The following is an 18,449-nucleotide window of genomic DNA, read 5'->3' as shown; positions in this document are numbered from 1 at the left end:
CCCGACGCCGGTTCAATTGCCACCGCCCGCGGACGCGCCGGGGCCGGACACCGTGGGGCCGGAACCGGGATCCCGTGACGGGTCCTGGAGAGCCTCGCCGGGACGGGCCGCGCGGCCGAACGTGTACTGGACCGTCGACGTCGTGTCGATTGAGATCCGGATCGTGAGCGTGCACCGCAGCGGCTCGACGGCGCAGTCGACGCGGCCCCCGCCGGTGGGTTCGAACTCGGTCTCCACGTGGGTGGTGCGGTTGGCGCTGCTGCCCGAGCTGAGCAGTTGCCCGACGTAGCGCGGCGACACGGGCACCAGCGTGATCGTCACCTTCTTGCCGACGGCGCGGAACGCCTCGGTGAACCGCTCGCGGTCGGCAAGCGGGTCCTTGATCCGCGCGACGAGGAACCGGCCCTCGCGCCGGATGTCGATCGCGTCGTTGGCGTAGGACGCGGCGCCGCCGGGCCGGTCGCCGAGCAGCCCCGGCCCGAAGACCGCCGCCGCGCCGACCACGACAACCGCGGCCGCGACCAGGACGATCCGCCGACCCGTGAACCGCCGCGCGGCGACATGGTCGGTGTCGGTGACGATCGTGTCGAACAGGGCGCGGGCCGCCGGGTCCGACTCCATTCCGGCCAGGTCCTCGTCGCGGACCCGGGCCGCCCGGGTGACCGCGTTCAGGTCGTTCATCGCTTCTCCTCCGCCGTCAGCAGTCCTGTGGTGATGCCGGCCGCGGCCAGCCGCGCGGCGAGGCGTCGCCGGGCGCGGTGCAGCCGCAGCCGGACCGTGTTGCGTGAACAACGGAGAACCTCGGCGATCTCGCCGTGGTCGAGGCCTTCCCAGGCGACGAGCGTCAGCACCTCGCGATCGGTCGGCGGCAGCTCGTGGAGGAGCCGCAGGATGGCCGGCGCCGCCAGTTCGTCCTCCGGGCTCCGGGCGTACCGGCCGGCGAGCTGTGCCGCGAGCGCGGCCGACAGGTCGTCGCGGCGCGCCGATCCGCGCCGGTGGTTGGCCAGCACGTTGCGGGCAGTGCCGTACAGCCACAGCCGCGCCCGGTCTCCCGGTGGCAGGTCGTCGATCCGGCGCCAGGCCGCGGCGAACGTCTCGGCCACCACGTCGGCCGCGTCCTCGGGGACGGCGCACCGGCGCGCCGCGTACCCGAGGATCGCGGTGAACGTGGCGGCGTAGACGGCCTCGAAGCGGCGTACCCGCTCTGAATCCACCCGGCGCTCCTCACGTCGTTCACGGTCCACACCTGGTACGTGTCACGACGGCGCCGAGCATGTCATGGGAGTTTCAACAAAGGAGACGGGCATCCGCCCAGTCGGCGTGGTCGTACTCGACGCCGTCCGCCCCGCCGGCGACCACGAGTCGCAGCGTGCCGCGGCCGGTGACGTCGACGTCGACCGCCATCGGTGTGGTGGTGACCGTCGGGCTGGTGAACAGTGTCGTTCCGTCGGCGACGACCGAGAACACGACGCTGCCGCGGCCCGCCGTCTCCGTGTCGACGCCGGCCACCGCCGTGAACCGGGTGCACGCGCCGCCGAGCGTCACCGCAACGTCGCTCGCCGGATGCGCGCCGATCCCCTTGGGGTAGTGGACGCCGCCGACGGTGAGCACGCTGCCGTCCGACACCGCCTGCTCGCCGTTGGACTGGTCGCGTTCGGCCGGTCCCCAGCCGTTGGACGACGACGCCCACGCGCGGTCGCTCACCCACGAACCGGTGCCGGCGCTCCCACAGGTGAGCGTCGGCGCGCCCCAGTCGGCGTGGTCGTAGTCGATGCCGGTGCGCGCGTCGGTGACCCGCAGTTCGAGCGTCAGGTATCCGGCCGTGCCGACGGTGAGCCGGGTGGGTGCCTGCCCGCCGGTCTTCACGTCGGTGTAGGCGAGCAGTTTGCCGTCGCCGTAGACCTGGAACCGCGCCGAGCCGTTCGCGCCGACCTCACCGTCGACGCCGACCTGCGCGGTGAACGTGCGGCAGGCCCGGCCCAGGTAGAGGTGGACGGCGGAGTCGGCGTGCACGCCGATGCCCTTGGCGAACGCGGTTCCGCCGACCGTCAGCGCGGCGCCGTCACCCGCGGCCTGCTCGCCGTTCGCGCGGTCGCGCTCCGCCGGTCCCCACCCGTTCGACGACGCGAGCCACGACAGGTCGCTCACCTGATGCGTCCCGGCAACCGGTGCGGCCGACAGCGACCCCGACCGCGTCACCCGGTACATCACCACGCCGTGCGACGGCACCGACGCCGACACCGCGCCCGCCGACGTCGCGGTGGCGCCGGTCCACAGGTCGCGCAGCGCGTAGGCGGACGAGCCGCCGAGGCCGAGCGCGGCCGCGGTGGTCGCGACGGTCGCGGTGGTCGCGCCGCGGTTGAAGAGGACGACCGCGGTGGACCCGTCGCTCATCGGCTTCGCCCACACCTCGGCGTCACCCGCGTCGGCGACCAGGCGACCCTGCGAGCCGCCCCAGTCCTGGTTGACGGCGAGGACGTCGGCGTTGCGCAGCACCGACAGCGTCGACGCCGATACCGAACGCAGGTCGTTGCCGAGGAGCAGCGGCGACGACAGCAGCGCCCACAGCGAGAAATGCGCGATGTTCTCGGTCTGCGTCAGGCCGCCGTTGCCGACCTCCAACATGTCCGGATCGTTGTAGAAACCCTTGCGGGCGAACGGTTCCAGCCCGCGCTGCTGGTCGAGCAGCGACGTGACGCTGCCCCAGTTGTCGCTGATGTCGCCGGTGGTGCGCCAGTAGCTGCCGCCTGTTTCGGGACCGAACAGCCACGGGTCGTCCAGCCCCCAGTTGCAGATGCTGTAGACGATGTGGCGGCCGGTCGCCTTCAGCGCGTCACCCATCGCCCGGTACCGGTCGCGGGCCGGCCGGCCCTGGTTGTTGCAGTTGTCGTACTTCAGCAGGTCGATCCCCCACGACGCCCACGTCTGCGCGTCGACAACCTCGTGGTCCAGGCTCGCCGGGAAACCGGCACACGTCAGTGTTCCGGCCGAGGAGTAGATGCCGAGCTTGAGGCCGCGGGCGTGCACGTAGTCGGCGAGGGCCTTGATGCCGCCGGGGAACCGGGTCGGGTGCGGTTGCAGGCGGCCCTGCGCGTCGCGGGTCGAGGCCATCCAGCAGTCGTCGATGTTGACGTAGGTGTAGCCGGACTCGCGCAGGCCGGTGCTGACGATGGCGTCGGCGGTGGCCCTGATCAGGTTCTCGTCGATGTTGCAGCCGAACCGGTTCCAGCTGTTCCAGCCCATCACCGGCGCGGCGATCGGACCGGGCGGCGGCGTTCCGGCGGCGTTGGCCGGCGCCGCGCGTCCCGGATTCACGGACGCGACGGCGACGGCCGCGAGAACGACGAGCGAGACGGCGGCGGCACGGAGCTTCATGCTGGCTCCCCAGGTCGGGATTCGATCGACCGGCCGCCGAAACCGATCGTGCACTGCCGCTATTTCTACGTCTATCGATGCCTTATGCGCAAGACGCGGGTGCTCAGTCGCCGATCCAGACAGTCTTGAGGTTGCAGAACTCGCGGATCCCGGCCGCGGACAGCTCGCGGCCGTAGCCGGAGTCCTTGACGCCGCCGAACGGCAACTGCGGATACGACGTGACCATGCCGTCGACGAACACCGCGCCCGCCTCGAGTTCGGTGACGAACCGCTGCCGCTCGCCGGGATCGGCGGTCCACGCGTTCGCGCCGAGCCCGAAGGTCGTCGCGTTGGCGAGGTCGATCGCCTCGTCGACGGAGCCGACCCGGTACACGCCGGCGACCGGTCCGAACACCTCCTCGGCGTACATCCGCATCGCCGGGGTGATGCCGGTGACCACCGTCGGCGGGTACCACCAGCCGGCCTGCTTCGGGGCCTCGCCGCCGCACCGGATCGTCGCGCCCTTGGCCGCCGCGTCGTCGACCTGCCCGGCGACGTCGTCGCGGCCCTGCTCGGTGGCGAGCGGACCGACGTCGGTGGCGTCGTCCATCGGATCGCCGACCGTCAGCGCGGCCATCCGGGCGACGAACGCCTCGACGAACGCGTCGTAGACGTCGGCGTGGACGATGAACCGCTTGGCCGCGATGCACGACTGCCCGTTGTTCTGGCAGCGGGCGGTCGTCGCCACCTCGGCGGCGCGCTCGATGTCGGCGCTGGGCATCACGATGTACGGGTCGCTGCCGCCGAGTTCCAGCACGGTCTTCTTCAGCTCCCGGCCGGCGATCGCGGCGATCGAGCGGCCGGCGGCCTCGCTGCCGGTCAGGGTGGCCGCGCGCACGCGCGGATCGCTCAGGATCCGCTCGACCGCGTCGGAGCCGACCAGCAGCGTCTGGAAGGCGCCGGCCGGGAACCCGGCGCGACGGAAGAGGTCGCCGAGGTACAGCGCGGTCTGCGGGACGTTCGAGGCGTGCTTCAGCAGCCCCGTGTTGCCCGCCATCAGCGCGGGTGCGGCGAAGCGCATCGCCTGCCACAGCGGGAAGTTCCACGGCATCACCGCGAGCACCGGCCCGAGCGGCTGGTACCGCCCGTACGCGGCGGACGCGTCCACGTCGGACGCCTCGACCGGCTCGTCGGCGAGGAAGCGCTCGGCGTTGTCGGCGTAGAAGCGGCACGCCCGGGCGCACTTGGCCGCCTCGGCCTTCGCGGCGGTGAGGGTCTTGCCCATCTCCCGCGTCATCAGGGCGCCGACGTCGTCGCGCTCGGCGTCGAGCAGGTCGGCGGCGGCCCGCATCCAGGCGGCGCGCTGCGCGAACGTGGTGCCGCGCAACTCGCGGAAACCGGTCACCGATCGGCCGATGGCGCCGTCGATCTGCTCCTCGGTCAGCGCGTCGAACGTCTTCAGCACGTCGCCCGTCACCGGGCTCGTCGTCGCGATGGGCATGCCGACCGCCTACCCCGACGGCGGCCCCGCAAACGGTTCGGCCTTCATCGCGGTCCAGGCGCGGTGCAGGCCCGCGTAGACGCCGCCGCGCGCCACCAGGTCGCCGTGCCGGCCCTGCTCCACGACGGTGCCGTCGTCGAAGACGAGGACCCGGTCGGCCGTCTCGGCCGTCGCCATCCGGTGGGCGATCGTGATCGTGGTCTGGTCGCCCGCGACCCGGCGGAGCGCCCGTTGCAGCCGCACGTCGGTCGCCGGGTCGACCGCGCTGGTCGCCTCGTCGAGGATCAGCAGGTCCGGCCGGACGAGGTACGTGCGCACCAGCGCGACCAGTTGCCGCTCCCCCGCCGACAACTCCTCGCCGCGCTGGCCGACCCGGGTCCGCAGGCCGTGCGGCAGCGTGCCGAGCCAGGAGATCAGGTCCAGGTCGGACAGGGCGTCGAGGAGGTCGTCGTCGGTGCACTCGGGGCGGGCGAGGCGGAGGTTGGCGTCGATCGTGGTGTCGAACAGGAAACAGTCCTGCGGCACGATCGCGACGCGGCCGTACAGCGACTCCGGTGCCAGGTCGGCCAGGCCGACGCCGTTGAGCCGGATCGCGCCGCGCTGCGGCACCAGTTGGTGGGTGAGCAGCTTGGCGAATGTGCTCTTGCCCGAACCGGTGGCACCGACGACGGCCACGTGCGCGCCGGCCGGGATGTCGACGTCGATCCCGTGCAGCACGCGGGGACCGGTCGGGTAGGTGTACTCGACGCCGGCCACTTCGACCCGCACCGGGCCGGCCGGCAGCGGAACCGGCTCCGCGGGCGGCGCGACGTCGACGGGCGTGTCGAGGATCTCCAGCACGCGCCGCCACCCCGCGACCGCGTTCTGCGCCTCGTTGAGGATCTCGACCGACTGCTGGATCGGCCGGGAGAAGAACGTGATCAGCAGGACGAACGCGAGCAGTTCGCCGAGGCTGATCGTGCCGAACCAGCCGGACCAGTCGCCGTCGCGGTAGGCGGACGTCGACAGCACCAGGCCGCAGACCACGACCGCTGCCGTCGACAGCCCGGCGACCAGTTCGCCGACCGAGAAGCCGACCGCGAGTTGCGGCAGGGCCGAGGTCTGCGTGCGCCGCACGGTGTCGACCGCGTCGTCGAGCCGCCGTTGACTGAGCCGCTCGACGCCGTACGAGCGGATCGTGACGGTGCCGACGGCGGTCTCGCCGAGCACCCCGTACATCTCCCCCACGTCGCGGCGCACCTGCCGGTACCGGGCGGCGACCCGCCGCTGGGCGGCCCGCATCAGCAGCGCCGCCGGCACGAAGCAGGCGAGCACCACCAGCGCCAGCACCCACGAGTACCACAGCATCACGACGGTCGCGATGACCATCTGCAGCAGGCTGATGAGCAGGGTCACGCCGCCCGCCTGGGTGAACTGGGTGATGATGTCGACGTCGGAACTGACCCGGGCGACCAGCGAGCCGCGGCGTTCGCGGTGCTGCGTCAGCGACGACAGCCGGTGGATGTGGTCGAACGCCTTGACGCGCAACGCGGCGAGCGCCGTCTCGCTGGCCCGCACGAGCCGCGTGTTCATCGCCCACGAGCAGACGCCGGCCGACACGACCACGAGCAGCGCGACGCCGACGGCGCCGAGGACGCGGTCGGTGTCGGTGAGGCCGTGGTCGACGGTGTACCGGGTCATCATCGGGACGACGATGCGCCCGCCGGCCGCGAACAGCGCGAGCAGCAGCGTCAGCCGGATGCCGGTGAAGATCTCCGGCGTGGCCCGCAGCCCGCGCCGGATGGTGGCGAAGGAGCCGTCCTTCATGCCCGCACCGCCCGCGCGAGCTCGTCGACCTCGACCGCGTCGTCGTACGCGCCGACCAGGTCGCGGTAGGCCGGCACGGTGTCGAACAGGTCGCGGTGGGTTCCGGTGGCGCCGATCCGTCCATTGTGGACGAACACCACCCGGTCGGCGAGCACGATGCTGCTGCGCCGGTAGGCCACCACGACGAGCGTGGTCTGCCCGACCGCGCCGCGCAGCCGGGCGAGGATGTCGCGCTCGACGCGGGTGTCGAGCGCCGACGTGGCGTCGTCGAGGATCAGCAGGCGCGGCCGCCGGATCAGCGCCCGGGCGAGCGCGACCCGTTGCTTCTGGCCGCCGGACAGCGTGGCGTTCCCCGAGCGTCGTGTCGAGCCCGTTCGGCAACGCGGCGACGAACGTGTCGGCGGCGGCGGTCCGCAACGCGTGCCAGATCTCGTCGTCGGTGTACGACCCGTCGAGCGCGACGTTGACGCGCACGGTGTCGTCGAACAGGAACGTCTGCTGGGCCACCAGCGCGACGGTGCCGGTGACCTGTCCCTCGGCCAGGTCGCGGACGTCGTGACCGTCGTAGGAGACGGTTCCGCGGGACGGGTCGAGCAGGCGGCTCAGCAGGCTCGCCAGCGTGCTCTTGCCCGCGCCGGTGGCGCCGACGACGGCGGTGACGGTGCCCGGCGGCAGATCGAGGCCGAGCCCGTCGACGACGGGTTGCGCCGGGTCGTACCCGAAACCGACGTCGTCGAGCCGGGCGTACAACCCGTCGTCCTGGTCCGTCAACGCCCGCGCGCCGTACGGAAGCTCCTCGGCGCACGCGAGGGTCCGGCCGACCCGCTCCCGCCCGATCACCGACAACGGCAGCCCGCTCAGCAGCCGGCCGATGATCTGCAGCGGAAACGCCATCGTGGTCAGAAGATAGGTGACCTGGATGAGCACACCGGTGTCGATGGCGCCGCTGGCGACGCGGTTGGCGCCGACCACGAGGACGACGAGAACACCCGTGGTGGGAAGGAGTTCCACGATCGGGTCGCACCCGGCCGGCGCGGATGTTGGCGTCGCGCAGCCGGGTCGCCGCGTCGGCGAACAGTCCGGTCTGCGCGTCACGCAGGCCGAGCGTCCGCACGACCTGTTCGCCCTCGAAGCTCTCGTGCGCGATCGAGGCCACCTGCGCCCGCATCTGCTGCGCGTGCCGCAGGCGCGGCGCCACCCGCCGCTGGTATCCCAGGTTCACGGCGATGATGAGCGGCACCAGCACCAGCGCGACGACGGCCAGCACGCGGTCGGCGACGACGGTGGCGGCCACGCCGGCGACGAGCATGAACAGCACGCCGATCGCCAACGGGAACGGCATCATCGGCGACCACGTGGCCTCCACGTCGGAGCCGACGGTCGACAGCATCTGGCCGGCCGGGTTGCGCCGGTGCCAGGCGAGACCCAGGCGCAGGTACCGCCGGGTCAGCGCGCGCCGGTAGCGGGCCTGCAGCCGGAACTGGGTGGTGCCGGAGGTGACCCGTCGCGTCACGAGCCCGCAGACGCGCACCAGCGCGATGCCGACGATCACCGCCGCCGCCGAGAACGCCGCGCCGACCGTGGTTTCCCCGGTGGCGAACGCGGGCGTGATGACGTGCGTCGTCACCCACCCGAGCCCCGACGCGGCCGCGACGATCGCGCCGCCCTGCACGATCGCGGCGAGGATCGACGGGACGAACGTGCGCCACTCCTCGCGTCCACCACGGAACAGGCCGGCGAGGCCGACGCGGAAGATCCGGCCGGTGCCGCCGACCGCGCGGAGCTCCTCGTCGGAGGCGACCGGCCGCCCGCCGCCCTTGATCTGCCTCAGCACCGCGGCTCCTGATGCCGCCCGTCGTACCGTTCGCGGGCGGCGTGGACGCGGTCGATGTGCGTCTCCGCCCACGCCTTGATGGCGCGCTGCAGCGGCAGGATGTCGTGCCCGAGGTCGGTCAGTTCGTAGTCGACCCGGGGCGGGACCGTGCCCGTCACGGTGCGGGTGACGAGGCCGTCGCGTTCGAGCCGGCGCAGCGTCTGGGTGAGCATCTTCTGCGTGGCACCGGCGACGGTGCGCGCCAGTTCGCCGTGTCGCAGCGGTCCGTCGGCCAGGGCGCTGACGATCAGCGTCACCCACTTGTCGCTCAGCGCCGCGAGCACCTCGTGGCCGGGGCATTCGGCGAGGTTCGCGTTGTACTCCCGCCGCGTGGTCTCCCGCCGCTGCGCGGCGCCGGCTGTCGTCATCGGGCTCCTCCGGGTGCCTCAGGCACTCGAAGGTGCCTACTCCCGCGACCAACGGTAGGTGCCTAGCGTTCATTCCGTGAAAGCGATCATCGTGCGCCGCGCCGGCGGCCCCGAGGTTCTCGACCTCGTCGACGTCCCGTTGCCCGAACCCGGCCCGCTCCAGGTCCGGGTCCGGGTCGCGGCGTCGGCGCTCAACCCGATCGACCTGTCGGCCCGCGCCGGGCGGCTCACCGCGGCCGGGCTCATGCCCCCGATGGACGCGTTCGGCCTCGGCTGGGACGTGGCCGGCCACATCGACGCGTGCGGTCCGGGAGCGGACCGGTTCCCCATCGGCGCCGCGGTGATCGGACTGCGGGACCTGCTCTTCGCCGGCGGCGCGCACGCGGAGTACGTGGTGCTCGACGAGTCGGCCGTGGCGCCCGCGCCGGCCTCGGTGCCGCTCACCGACGCGGCCGCCCTGCCGCTCACCGCGCTGACCGCCGACCGCGCCCTCGACCTCGCCGGCCTCGAACCGGGGCAGACGCTGCTCGTCACGGGTGCGTCCGGCGGCGTGGGCGGGTTCGCGCTCGACCTCGCGAAGCGCCGGGGACTGCGCACGATCGCGCACGCCCGGCCGCGCGACGCCGATCGGCTGCGCTCACGTGCGTCCCAGATCACCACCGCGACCGACGATCTCGCCGCAGCCGTGCGTGGCCTCGCGCCCGGCGGCGTCGACGCGGTGATCGACGCGGCGGTTCTCGGCATCGTCGCGCATCAGGCGCTGCGCGGCGGCGGCACGTTCGTCGCGCTGGTCGCACCGTTCGCGCCGCCGCCGATCCGCGCGACCCGCGTCGTGGTCCAGGAGGTTTTCGCGGACGGCGGGCGCCTGGCCGGTCTGGCAGAGCTCGTCGACGACGGCGTCCTCACACCGCGCGTCGCGCACGTGCTGCCGTTCGAGCGGACCCGCGAGGCGCACGAACTGCTGGAGAAGGGCGGCGCCGGCGGCCGGATCGTGCTCGTCCCCGCGTAGGCTGCCGTCGTGTTCGACCGGTACCTCACCTCGCTCGCCGGGTCGTGGGAGGCGCTCGCCGCCCCGCATCCCGACGCGCGTGTGGTGCGCGGCGACGGCTTCGTCGCGCTGCGGAGCGAACGTCAGCCGGTTCTCTGCAACGCCGCGGTGCCGCGTCCCGACGCGGTGCCGGCGGCGCTGGCTGTCTTCGAGGGCCTCTCCCACTATGCGATCTGGTCGGCCGACGACGCGACCGCGGCGGCGATCGCGGCGGCCGGGCTGGTCCGCGACACCACGACGGTGCCGATGGTGTGCGAGCTGCCGGATCCTCTGCCGCTCGACGACGGCGTGGTCTCCGGCGTCACGCCCGAGGTGATCGCCGACATCTCCGGCGTCGACGCCGACCTGCTGCGCGGCGTGCCGGGACTGTGGACGTTCGCCGACGCCGACCGGGCGTCCGGACTCGTGCTGATCCCGGTGGACAGCGACGTCAACGTCGGCTTCGTCGCGACCCGCGAACCGGCCCGGCGGCGCGGGGCGGCGGCCCGGGTGCTGCGTCACGCACTCGCGGCGGCGCGCGCCCGCGGCTTCCGCACGGCCAGCCTCCAGTCGACGCCGATGGCGGAACGGCTGTACACGCGGGCCGGGTTCGTCCCGGTCGCCCGGTGGCAGGAGTGGGTCCCTCAGGGACCGACCGGCCTGATCTGACCCGCCGGACGCGGCACGGCTTCCGGGTGGAGGATCGCGGCGATGGCCGCCACGCCGTCGACGAGGCGGGGGCCGGGGCGCACCACGAGGCCGTTGGCGTCGATGGCCCAGACCGCGGCGTCCGGGAACAGCGGGACGACCGTGCGGGCCTGCGCCGCGGCGCCGTCGAGGTCGTAGCCGCACGGGGCGACGAGTACCACGTCGGGTGCGGCGTCGACGAACTCCGGCCAGGTGGTCTGCACGGAGCGGCCACCGGGCCGGGCCGCGACCGGTTCACCACCGGCGGCCCGGACCAGGTCGGGCACCCAGTGACCCGCGGTGAACGGCGGATCGACCCACTCGACCACGGCGACGCGCGGCTGCGGGCGTCCACGAACAGCCGACGCGATGGCCGCGAGCCGGCCGCGCAGCCCGGCCACGAGGCGCGCCGCCCGGTCCGGAACGCCCGCCCGCGCGCCCACCGCGACGATGGTGTCGAGGACCTCGTCGAGCGTGTGCGGGTCGAGCGACAGGACGTCGGCGCGGCAGCCGAGGTGGTCGAGCGCCTCGTCGACGTGACCGGCCGGCAGCGCGCAGACCCGGCACAGGTCCTGCGTGAGGATCAGGTCCGGGTCGAGCCCGGCCAGCGCCCGGGCGTGCAGCGTGTAGAGGTCCTCGCCGGCGGCGATCCGGTCGCGCACGTAGGCGTCGATCTCGGCGGGGGTCATGCCGGTGGTGTCGCGGCCGGCCACGACCACCGCCTTGTCGACGCGGGCACGGGCCGGCTCGTCACACTCGAACGTGACGCCGACCAGGTCGTCGCCGAGGCCGAGCGCGTAGACGATCTCGGTGGCCGACGGCAGCAGGGAGACGAGGCGCATCACATCGGGAAGTGGCCGCGGCGGATGCGCCAGTGGCGGCCGGACTTGAGGTGGTCGACGATCGCGCGTTCCAGCACGGTGCGCCGCGGTAGCTGGTCGAGCGGCGTGGTGAGGGTGCGGAACACGAACCGCAGCACCTCGACGTCGGCGTCCATTCCTTCCGGCTCCTGGTAGCGGTCCAGCTCGAACCTGCGCTGGAACCGGATGATGTTCGAGCCTTCCGGCAGGTACTCCAGCAGTTGCGGGTCGAGCAGCCACGAGCCGCAGCCGAACAGCGTGTAGTGCTCGTCGGGAAAATGGCGGGGGAAGAACGCGCGGGCCGCGTCGAGCGACGCGTCGACCGCCGCGGGCGTCATCGGCCCCGACTCGGGGATGTGCAGGTCGACGACCCGGGAGCCGGCGCCGCCGCGGTGGTGCTGCAGCCGGCCCAGTTCGTAGACGGCTCCGCGCCAGTGCAGCGACAGCCAGGCCTGCATGACCGGCCAGCCCTCGCGGTTCATCCGCCGGTCGACGGCCAGGTTGCGACCCAGGTCGGCGAGGGTCGCCCAGGAGACGGCGTCGGCGACGCCGTGGTCGCGGTGGTAATTCAGGACGACGTTCACCAACGCCAGGTACGCGTACACGTAGAGATGCCGCCAGGCGGGACCCCGGTCGCGCGGGAGCTCCGGGCCGGGCGGCAACCAGTCGCGGCCACCGAGGTCGGCGCGCACCAGGGCGATCGAACGGTCGAGCAGCCAGCGAAGCTCGGGCGTCCACAGTGGAGAGTCGGGATCGGGCCAGCCCGCCATGATCTCGGCGGCGTCGTCGGGCCGCACGGCGAGCCGGTCGAGGATCGCGGGCGCGTCGGCTTTGGCGGGCAGCGGAGCCGACGGCCGGTCGCCGGCGAGCCGTTCGACGTCTCCGACGGGTACCCCGAGGCGGGCGGCGATGTCGTCCAGATCCACGCTCGCGACCCTATCGTCTTCGTAGGGGAATCGGACCGCGCATATCGTCGATGCGTTCGGCGGGCAGCCTCACGTCAGGCCGTAGGCCACCGAGTCGATCTTCCCCTCGGCTCGATAGCGAGTCCGAAGAACGACAGCCGTGCTTGCGTCGGGGATCGACACTGTGCGGTGATGGTTCACCGCAGCGATAATCCGCAGGGTCGACAGGCGGCCGAGCCCGGCCACGATGCCGCACCGGCCGGCCCAACACCGACCGGCCCGGCACCGGCGCTCCCGCCCCACGTTCTGGCCGCCGGCGGCAACCGTGCGATGGACCGGCTCCTCCACCGGACCGACCCCGGTGGCGACACCGCGGGTGCGGCGTCGGCGGGTGCGGCACTGGCCGGCGGTGCCGGCAACGCCGCCCTCGGCCGGCTCCTCGGCGGCGACCAGGTGTTCCGCAGCGCCGCCGGAACGGCAGCCGGGTCGACCGGAGGGCAGGTGCTCCGCAGCGCCGCCGGCACGGCTGAGGGCGTGCCGGACGGCTTTGCCTCCTCGCTCGCCGGAAGCGGCTCCGGATCGTCGTTGCCCGACGACTTCCGGGCGCAGGCGGAGAACCGCCTCGGCGCCGGGTTCGGCGACGTCCGGGTGCACACCGACTCGTCCGCCGCGGCGGCGGCCGGCCAGGTCGCGGCGAACGCGTTCACCGTCGGGTCCGACATCTACTTTGCCGCCGGACAGTACGACCCGGGCAGCCGCGACGGGCAGCAACTGCTCGCCCACGAACTGACCCACGTCACGCAGCAGGGTTCCGCCCCGGCCGGGGACACCGGCCGGCTCAGCCATCCGGGTGACCCCGCCGAGCGGGAGGCCACCGCGGTCGCCGAACGGTTCCACGCCGGCCCGGTCGGGGCCGGCACACGCCGGCGGGTCGAACCCCACATCCAGCGGGACCCCGTGCTCGACGACGTCGCCGCGCTCGCGGAGGCGGACCGGGCCCGAACCCGCGCGGTCGGTGACGCGACCGCCGCCGTGCTGGCCGGCGCGTCCCGGGACACCACCGTCGACCTGGCCACCGGCTTCGCCGCCGCCGCCAAGGGCGCGCTCGCGGACAAGGCAGATCCCGATCAGGTCGAGCGGGGTGCCGCGCAGGCGTCCGCGGTCGGCGGGCTCACCGAGGCGGTCACCGTTCCGCCCGACGGCGAGCAGACGCTCGGCATCGCCGACGTTCTCGGCCTGCTCTCGGACACGCACGAGGCGGCCAGCGGCGGGCAGGCGGGCGTCACGGTCTCGGCCGGGCTGCGCGAGGTGATCCGGGTGATCGCGGCCCGCACGGCCGACGCCGTGGTCGCCGCCATGCCCGGCGGGGCGTCGTTCGCGGAGCTGTACGTCAACGGCGTCCGGCAGGCCCTCGACCAGGCCGCCACCGCCTCCGGTGACGCGACCGCGCTGCTGCGGTTGGAGTTGGAGGGGACGATCAGCGAGCTGGTCGCGCTCCGGGAGGCGGCCGCGTTGGCGGCCGACGAGTCGGCCCGGGCCGCCGCGGGCGCGCAGGTCGCCGAGACGGCCCGGCGCGCGCTGCTGCTCGACGAGCAACTGCGCAAGGCGACCACGCGAACGGCGGGCAGCGGGCCGGCACCGGTGGACCTCGCCGTCGAGCAGCGGGCCGGCGACATCGCCCGGATCCGGCAGATCGCGGTCACCGAGTCGGCGACGAAGGCCGAACTCGGCGGCGGACTCGACCTGCTCGGGCAGCGGGAGGTGACGATCCACAGTGGAGAGACGCCCGACGAGCCGGTGTTCCCGGTCGGCGAGCACGACGTCACGGTGGTCAACCCCGAGGAGGCGTTGCCGGAGACGACCGACACGGCCGAGAAGGCGTTCGCCGGGCAGTTGACCGGCCAGCTCCGCAATCAGCGCACCGACGTCGCCAACCTGCACGACCAGGTGGTGCCGCCGAGTCCCGCGTACACGATCGACGAGTTCGCGGCGGTGCACCGGCGCTGGTTCGGCTTCGTGAGCCAGGCGCAGGAGCTGCAGGACCCTACGGTCAAACTGATCATGGACCTGATGGGCGAGCCGTACGAGCTGATGGGACGCGGGTACGGCAACCCCGCCGTGCACGCCGAGGGCGGCATCGCCCGGGCGTACCTGATGGACTTCGCCGTCGACATGCTCAGCGAGCACCTGTCCAGCGGCGGCACGCAGTTCGCCAAGCAGGTCGCGAAGCCCACCCGCAGCGCGGAGACCACCGGTGACGCCGACCGGCCGGTCTACTCGTCCGGTGAGCTGTACCCGGGCGCGGGGTCCGACGAGGCGGCCCGGCGCCGCAGCTTCGAGCAGGGCAAGCGGGACGGGTCGGCGACCGGGTTCAGCGAGGTCGCCGCCGTGAAGCCGGTCGCGCAACCGGTGGCGGCCGTCGCCAAGGGGCTGGCACCGGACGCGTCGGTGCCGCTCGTCGGCGTGCACACGGTCACCGCGAAGGAGGGCTGGAGCTACCTCGTCGACGTCTACTCCGCCGGGCCCGCCGATCCGCAACTGGTCGCCCGCGAGCACAAGGTGGTGGCGCCGGAGGTCGCGGAGTACCTGCTCGCCGCGCGGCAGCAACAGCAGGCGCTCGCCGCGCCGCACGTGCCGACCGCCGACGGAAAGGCATTGGGCGGCGCGAACACCCGCGCCGGGGGCATCGAGAAGGCGACCGCGACCGCCGCCGCCAACGGACCCGGCGGGCAGCGCGACCCGAAGGTCCCCGACCAGATCGTCGCGCTGCGCTCGGAACTGGAGGCGTCGCGGGACGCGGTGGCCACGGGCGGACCGGACCGGCTCATCGCGAACCTCCAGGCCGACCTCCGCAAGTACCTCGACGGGTACTTCGCCGAACGGCAGAGCATGGAGTACCGGCTCGCCGCGATCTTCCACATCGGCAACGTGGAGCACAACGTCGGCGCGCAACTGGAGGCGTTGCTCAAGCCCGAGACGATCCGCGACATGATGCTGGAGGCGGCGAAGATCGCCGGTGCGCTGACGGCGCTGCAGATGCTCGGTCCGCTGGGTCAGCTGTCCGCGATCGCGTACCAGTCGTACCTGTCGTCGCAGGGCGTCAGCGACGTGGCGGCGCTGATCGCGATCGCGGGGTTCGGCCGCAACGCCGCGGGCGCCGACACCCTCGACAAGGCCCGCGCGTGGGGGTACATGACCCCGAAGATCGCCGCCGACGCCGGCGAGCTGTTCGAGAACCTGGTCACCTCGCCGGTCACGCACGGGTTGCAGGTGCTGGCCCACGGCGCCGGTTCCGGGTCGCCGCGCGAGCTCGCCGACGCGCTGCGTCCCCTCGCCGACGACCCGGTCGGCGGCCCGCAGCTCCGCGCCGCCCTCGACGCGGAGATCACCCGCCGGGAGGCGCAAGGTCCGGGCGATCCGGAACTGGCCAGTCTCAAGGCATTCCGGGACAGTCTGATGGGACGCTCGGCAGCCGACACCGCCGACGCGGCGGACGCCGTGCTGCCGGGTGCGCAGTCGGCGTCCAATCCCTTCGCCACGCGAAGAGCGCGCAGCGACGCCGATCGCGCCGCACTGCAGGCCGCGCTGGGCGATTTCGCCGGCAACGTCGCGATCGTCGAGAGCGACACGGTGACGGGCAACGGCGTGCACGTCCGGTACGGCGACAAGGGCGGCGTGCGGCTGGAGATCGGGCGCGACGTCGAGCCGCAGCACATCCGCCGGCACGTCGAGGTGGTGCGGCAGCTGCGCCGGTACGAGGGTCCGATCGGACGGATCCGGGCGCTCATCAGCCGCATCCAGCAGATCATCTCCGGCAAGCCGGCCTACGACACGCTCGGTCACGAGGCGCGGCTGGAGGTCGACAAGCTGAAGGCGATCATCGCCGAGCTGGAGACCGAACAGACCGCGGTGACCGCGCGCGGCGACCGTCTCACCGGCGCCGAACAGCTCGACGTCGCCCGCGAGGCGGAGTCCATCGGCCTGGAGATCGAGGCGCTGGAAGCGCAACTGGCCCGGCACGAGGAGAACGTCGACTCGTACGAGAAGGGCCGCGGTTTCGTCGCCGCCGAGGACACCAAGTCGCCGACCGAGGTTCAGCTGGAGAACCTGCGCGACAAGCAGAAGCAGGCCTACCTCGAGGCCGAGATGCTGCCCCGCATCTACAAACGCATGGCCGACGCCGGCAAGGTCGACCTGTCGCTGCTCACCGACGCTGAACGGCAACTCCTCGACGAGCACGTCGACGGCGACCTGTCGACGCTGACCCTCGCCCAGCTGCGCAGGGCGAAGGACGCCGGGGTGGCCGAACTCGGTCGCGAGATCCGGCGGAACGCCGAGCAGGACGCGCGACTGGTCGAGCAGCTGCGCCAGGAGTCGATCCCGCTCTACGACAAGATGCGCGCCGCGTCACCGAACTCCACGGCGATGCGCAGCGTACTCGGCGGCGCCCGCGGCCTGGACTTCGCGACCGGCCTGCCGCCCCGCACCGCGTCCCTGGACGTCGACCACATCATCCCGTTGCGGGAACTGGTGTTCATGCCCGGCTTCAAGGACCTGTCGTTCGACTCGCAGCTGGCGATCGTCAACGACGTCAGCAATCTCCGCGCCATCGACTCGGCCGCGAACCGCTCCCGCAGCGACTGGTCGTGGTCGGAGTGGCCCCAGGCCGCCAACCACTACGGCGACGCCGAGCTGGCGAAGATGCGCGCGCTGGAGGAGACGCTGCGCGCCGAGATGGCCGGAAAGATCGCCGCGCTGAAGGGCAGGTAGCGCGTCACGTCGCGGCCTCGCCGAAGAACGACCGCACCGTGTCCGCGAACAGCGCGGGGGCCGTCATCGTCGCGAAGTGCGACTGTCCGGGCCAGATCACCCGGCGTGCGCCGGGAATCGTCGCGGCGAGGGTGTTCATGACGGTGGGCATCGGCTCCCAGGTGTCGGCGCCCTGCATGACGAGGGTCGGCACGGAGACGGCCGACCAGCGGGTGATGTCGGTGGAGTCGGCGGCCATCGACTCCAGGTCGTGCAGCCAGCCGGTCGCCGACCGGCGGAACACGGCCGGATCGGGCGTCCGGCCGCTCGTCAACGAGGCCGGTGCCCGCGTCACGTCGTTGATGACGGCGACCATCGCCGCGGTGTCGTCGCGGGCGAGAGCGGCGCGGAAGCGGTCGAGCGGGATGGTCGGGCCCGCGGCGTAGAGCGGGGGTTCGAAGACGGCGAGCGAGCGGACCGCATCCGGTTCCGCGACGGCGGCGTGCAACGCGACGGTGGCGCCGTACGACCCGCCGACGAGGTGCACCGGGCGGCCCAGGTCCTCGACCAGGGCCAGCACGTCGTCGACCTCGTCCCGGAAGGTCTTGGATCCGGTTGGTGTGTCGCCGTAGCCGCGGCGGGTCGGCGTGAACAGTTCGTAGGTGTCGGCGAGGCGGTCGACGATTCCGGCCCACGAGTGCGGGCCGCCGCCCGAACCGTGCAGGAGGACGACGGGGTCGGGCTTCATTTCTCGGTACTCCAGTGGCTCAGTGTGGTGTGGAGCGCGGCGACGAGGGCGCGCCACGACGCGTCGAGGTCGCGCGGGTGGCCGAAGCCGTCGGACGCCTCGAGGTTCGCGAACCCGTGCAGGGTGCTGCGGACGAAGCGCACCGCGTCGGTGAGGTCGGGTTCGTCGAGCCCGTAGCCGCGCAGCGTCGCGTAGCTGAGGTCGATGAGCTTGCGGTGTCCCGCCGAGTTCAGGCCCACCTCGGGCGGCAGCTGCCGTTGGGTGGCGGCGTACTGCCCCGGGTGCGCCACCGCGAACGCGCGGTAGGCGTCGGCGAAAGCGGTCAGCGCCTCCCGGCCCGCCCGTCCGGCGACGGCGAGCGAGAGCCGGTCGCCGAACGCGGCCGCGGCGCGCACCGCGACCAGCTCGATCAACGCGTCGCGGCTGCGGACGTGGACGTACAGCGCGGCGTCGGAGACCCCGAAACTCCGGGCGACGGCGGCGACGGTCAGCCGCTGGAGCCCGACCTCGTCGGCGAGGTCGGCGGCGGCGGCCGAGACCCGGTCGGTGGTCAGTCCCTGGCGGGGCATGA

At 73.2% G+C, this 18,449-nt stretch carries 14 protein-coding genes and 2 pseudogenes; 3 read left to right on the top strand and 13 right to left on the bottom strand.

What is annotated here, in order from left to right:
* Positions 1 to 12: 12 nt before the first annotated feature.
* The 9 genes and pseudogenes from Vau01_RS18905 to Vau01_RS18875 all read right to left on the bottom strand — a co-directional run bounded on the left by Vau01_RS18905 (position 13) and on the right by Vau01_RS18875 (position 8,902).
* A complete protein-coding gene (locus Vau01_RS18905) occupies positions 13 to 681 on the bottom strand; it encodes a hypothetical protein (protein ID WP_203994344.1) in 669 nt (222 codons plus the stop codon).
* Entirely contained in the window at positions 678 to 1,214 is a 537-nt protein-coding gene (locus Vau01_RS18900) for an RNA polymerase sigma factor (RefSeq protein WP_203994341.1), read from the bottom strand. The genes Vau01_RS18905 and Vau01_RS18900 overlap by 4 nt, the downstream gene beginning before the upstream one ends.
* A gap of 73 nt (positions 1,215 to 1,287) precedes the next feature.
* Positions 1,288 to 3,375 carry an NPCBM/NEW2 domain-containing protein gene (locus Vau01_RS18895; protein WP_203994338.1) on the bottom strand — a complete coding sequence of 696 codons (2,088 nt, stop codon included), beginning with the start codon at positions 3,373 to 3,375 and terminating at the stop codon, positions 1,288 to 1,290.
* 103 nt (positions 3,376 to 3,478) lie between these two features.
* A complete protein-coding gene (locus tag Vau01_RS18890) occupies positions 3,479 to 4,855 on the bottom strand; it encodes an NADP-dependent succinic semialdehyde dehydrogenase (protein WP_203994335.1) in 1,377 nt (458 codons plus the stop codon).
* Positions 4,856 to 4,864: 9 nt separating this feature from the next.
* Entirely contained in the window at positions 4,865 to 6,661 is a 1,797-nt protein-coding gene (locus tag Vau01_RS65280) for an ABC transporter ATP-binding protein (protein WP_373320278.1), read from the bottom strand.
* Complete coding sequence (locus Vau01_RS65275) at positions 6,658 to 7,002, bottom strand: ATP-binding cassette domain-containing protein (protein ID WP_373320277.1); 345 nt, start codon at positions 7,000 to 7,002, stop codon at positions 6,658 to 6,660. The genes Vau01_RS65280 and Vau01_RS65275 overlap by 4 nt, the downstream gene beginning before the upstream one ends.
* Positions 7,003 to 7,120: 118 nt before the next feature.
* A pseudogene (locus Vau01_RS65270) lies at positions 7,121 to 7,555 on the bottom strand (ATP-binding cassette domain-containing protein); the annotation flags it as partial.
* A gap of 190 nt (positions 7,556 to 7,745) precedes the next feature.
* Positions 7,746 to 8,288 (bottom strand): annotated as a pseudogene (locus Vau01_RS65265) (ABC transporter transmembrane domain-containing protein); the annotation flags it as partial.
* A 200-nt stretch (positions 8,289 to 8,488) separates the two neighbouring features.
* Positions 8,489 to 8,902: a winged helix-turn-helix transcriptional regulator gene (locus Vau01_RS18875; protein WP_203994329.1), complete on the bottom strand. Its 414-nt coding sequence runs from the start codon at positions 8,900 to 8,902 to the stop codon at positions 8,489 to 8,491.
* A gap of 76 nt (positions 8,903 to 8,978) precedes the next feature.
* Between Vau01_RS18875 and Vau01_RS18870 the strand changes: the two genes are divergently transcribed.
* Positions 8,979 to 9,911, top strand: a complete 933-nt coding sequence (locus tag Vau01_RS18870) for an NADP-dependent oxidoreductase (protein WP_203994326.1) — start codon at positions 8,979 to 8,981, stop codon at positions 9,909 to 9,911.
* A 9-nt stretch (positions 9,912 to 9,920) separates the two neighbouring features.
* On the top strand, positions 9,921 to 10,598 hold the full coding sequence (locus Vau01_RS18865; RefSeq protein WP_203994323.1) for a GNAT family N-acetyltransferase: 678 nt from the start codon (positions 9,921 to 9,923) through the stop codon (positions 10,596 to 10,598).
* Here the strand turns inward: Vau01_RS18865 and Vau01_RS18860 are convergent.
* On the bottom strand, positions 10,574 to 11,458 hold the full coding sequence (locus Vau01_RS18860) for an ABC transporter substrate-binding protein (protein WP_203995157.1): 885 nt from the start codon (positions 11,456 to 11,458) through the stop codon (positions 10,574 to 10,576). The genes Vau01_RS18865 and Vau01_RS18860 overlap by 25 nt on opposite strands.
* A complete protein-coding gene (locus Vau01_RS18855; protein ID WP_203994321.1) occupies positions 11,458 to 12,402 on the bottom strand; it encodes an acyltransferase domain-containing protein in 945 nt (314 codons plus the stop codon). The genes Vau01_RS18860 and Vau01_RS18855 overlap by 1 nt, the downstream gene beginning before the upstream one ends.
* Before the next feature lie 171 nt (positions 12,403 to 12,573).
* Here Vau01_RS18855 and Vau01_RS18850 point away from each other — a divergent pair, with 171 nt between their 5' ends.
* Positions 12,574 to 17,151 (top strand): eCIS core domain-containing protein, encoded by a 4,578-nt coding sequence (locus Vau01_RS18850; RefSeq protein WP_203994319.1) that lies wholly within the window; start codon positions 12,574 to 12,576, stop codon positions 17,149 to 17,151.
* Between the two features lie 4 nt (positions 17,152 to 17,155).
* Here the strand turns inward: Vau01_RS18850 and Vau01_RS18845 are convergent, their stop codons facing one another.
* Both Vau01_RS18845 and Vau01_RS18840 read right to left on the bottom strand, forming a co-directional pair.
* Positions 17,156 to 17,878, bottom strand: coding sequence for an alpha/beta fold hydrolase (locus Vau01_RS18845; RefSeq protein WP_203994316.1), 723 nt, complete (start codon positions 17,876 to 17,878; stop codon positions 17,156 to 17,158).
* The gene (locus Vau01_RS18840; protein WP_203994314.1) at positions 17,875 to 18,447 is read right to left on the bottom strand and encodes a TetR/AcrR family transcriptional regulator; all 573 of its coding nucleotides are present in this window, start codon (positions 18,445 to 18,447) and stop codon (positions 17,875 to 17,877) included. Before Vau01_RS18840 ends, Vau01_RS18845 begins: the two co-directional genes overlap by 4 nt.
* Between the last annotated feature and the right edge of the window lie 2 nt (positions 18,448 to 18,449).

It is taken from the genome of Virgisporangium aurantiacum (genome assembly GCF_016863635.1).
Lineage (GTDB): Bacteria > Actinomycetota > Actinomycetes > Mycobacteriales > Micromonosporaceae > Virgisporangium > Virgisporangium aurantiacum.
This window is presented reverse-complemented; position numbering and strand designations above follow the sequence as displayed.

What these genes read in the sequence shown, in the direction of transcription:
- Vau01_RS18845 (WP_203994316.1), bottom strand. Translation starts at nt 17,878, where the DNA reads ATGAAGCCCGACCCCGTCGTCCTCCTGCACGGTTCGGGCGGCGGCCCG.
- Vau01_RS18860 (WP_203995157.1), bottom strand. Translation starts at nt 11,458, where the DNA reads ATGCGCCTCGTCTCCCTGCTGCCGTCGGCCACCGAGATCGTCTACGCG.
- Vau01_RS18840 (WP_203994314.1), bottom strand. Translation starts at nt 18,447, where the DNA reads ATGCCCCGCCAGGGACTGACCACCGACCGGGTCTCGGCCGCCGCCGCC.
- Vau01_RS18905 (WP_203994344.1), bottom strand. Translation starts at nt 681, where the DNA reads ATGAACGACCTGAACGCGGTCACCCGGGCGGCCCGGGTCCGCGACGAG.
- Vau01_RS18850 (WP_203994319.1), top strand. Translation starts at nt 12,574, where the DNA reads ATGGTTCACCGCAGCGATAATCCGCAGGGTCGACAGGCGGCCGAGCCC.
- Vau01_RS65280 (WP_373320278.1), bottom strand. Translation starts at nt 6,661, where the DNA reads ATGAAGGACGGCTCCTTCGCCACCATCCGGCGCGGGCTGCGGGCCACG.
- Vau01_RS18890 (WP_203994335.1), bottom strand. Translation starts at nt 4,855, where the DNA reads ATGCCCATCGCGACGACGAGCCCGGTGACGGGCGACGTGCTGAAGACG.
- Vau01_RS18875 (WP_203994329.1), bottom strand. Translation starts at nt 8,902, where the DNA reads ATGACGACAGCCGGCGCCGCGCAGCGGCGGGAGACCACGCGGCGGGAG.
- Vau01_RS18895 (WP_203994338.1), bottom strand. Translation starts at nt 3,375, where the DNA reads ATGAAGCTCCGTGCCGCCGCCGTCTCGCTCGTCGTTCTCGCGGCCGTC.